General features: G+C 41.6%; 2 protein-coding genes. Both read left to right on the plus strand.

The genetic code is table 11. The features are described from left to right. A partial coding sequence (locus Q0L68_RS09535; protein WP_296702173.1) for a hypothetical protein occupies positions 1–776 on the plus strand: 776 nt, incomplete at its 5' end. A gap of 82 nt (positions 777–858) precedes the next feature. Then, on the plus strand, positions 859–1,584 hold a 726-nt coding region (locus Q0L68_RS09540), incomplete at its 3' end, for a hypothetical protein (RefSeq protein ID WP_296702175.1).

Genomic DNA, 1,584 nt, shown 5'->3' on the forward strand with positions numbered 1-1,584 from the left:
TTGTGAATGTAAAGTTGAAATATTTGGTATATCGGGTTTCTCTCGTGAAACTAAAGCTGGTGATTGGGTTAATCTGCCTTAGCAGTGGTACAGTATTTTCCCAGCAATTTGCCGGAGACAATCAATGGGTTGCACCACATGGTGTGGCCACCCTTGTTGGTACCTTTGGACAACGGTATATGATGCTGGATGTGACTGTGGCAGTGATTCAAGAGTGGGAGTTTAACCTACAGGCTACTCATTATTACAAGGATCCTAGGAATCAAACAACATCCTATACTTCTCCTTCTTTTTATATCAAGCGTAGATTATGGCAAAATAAGTCTGAAACGGCAGGATATGCCTTATTTGCAGGCACCGGAATTTATCCTCAACATCTAGATCAGGAAGAAGTAACGAGTACTTTCAGGTCTTGGTGGGCGATGGGTGTAGCTACTTTTGCTTTCGCAGAAAATAAAATCCTTTGGGATATACTGCCAGGGGTTGTCGCAAATTTGGATCATAAACAATCAGGGGATACAGCTTGGGGTTTTTCCTACAGTTCCCGGGTGGCGGTCTATAAAATTATTCCAAGTTCTGCTATTGTTGCAGAGGTGTTTGGTACAGCAGGAGACGCCAGTTCACCCATAAGCTACCGAGCAGGAGTCCGATGGGAAAGTAAGCATGTAATTATTGCGGGGACCTATTCTGATTCGTTTGATGGGTCTATTGCTGCTGGATTAGAAATTGGAATTGTAGTTTTAACCAATAAACTATGGGGTAAAAATAAAGAATGACCACAGTAGTTGAATTGGAATCACTTGGGTGTAAAATAGCATGAACTATCTAAAAAATTGCTCTAACCGAACCCTGTTTTTGATGTTCGGTTTCTTTGTATTGAGTTTTTCAGGTTTTGCTCAAAATGAAAATAACCTGGTGGAGGATAGCATTATCCAAATGGATGCATCCGATAAATTGATTTGGGACGTTTCTTTCTCCTTTAAAACCATGAATGTTTTTAGGGGATTGATACCCTCTAAGGCACCAGTCTTTTCTACCCAAGGCGGGGTAAAGGCAGGAGATTTTATTTTGGGTTTCTATGGTGGGGCTTCCACCAATGGTGGTTATACCGAAACAGACCTTATCCTGGTGTATTATCGGCCCAAATTCAATATTAGGGCCGATTGGTATTATAATTTTACCGAGGGGATTACAAATATTCCTACAGCTTCGGGCTTTTTTGATTTCGATCCGGAGACCACTCGAGGTTTGCTAGACGTTATGGTGAGCTATAAGTTCTCTGAACATTTCAGTATTTTGTCATCCACTTTTTTGTTTGGCAGGGATCGACCTTCCTTGCCAGAGGATGATTTGGCGGGGATTCCTTTGCGGAGGGGAGAGCAGCGATACTCCCAATATTTCAAAGTGGATTATACCAAAAAAATAGGTAAGGCAAAGTTTCAGGCACACCTGGGTTATTCCTATAGCTGGGCAGATTTTGGAGGCGCTACTTTTTATTCAGATCGAGCCGGATTCAATGATGTAGGACTTTCTATCTCGAGGAATATTTTAAATAGCGAGACTATCAATTTGCCTTTTAAGGCA

Source organism: Algoriphagus sp., from assembly GCF_024642405.1.
Taxonomy (GTDB): Bacteria; Bacteroidota; Bacteroidia; order Cytophagales; family Cyclobacteriaceae; genus Algoriphagus.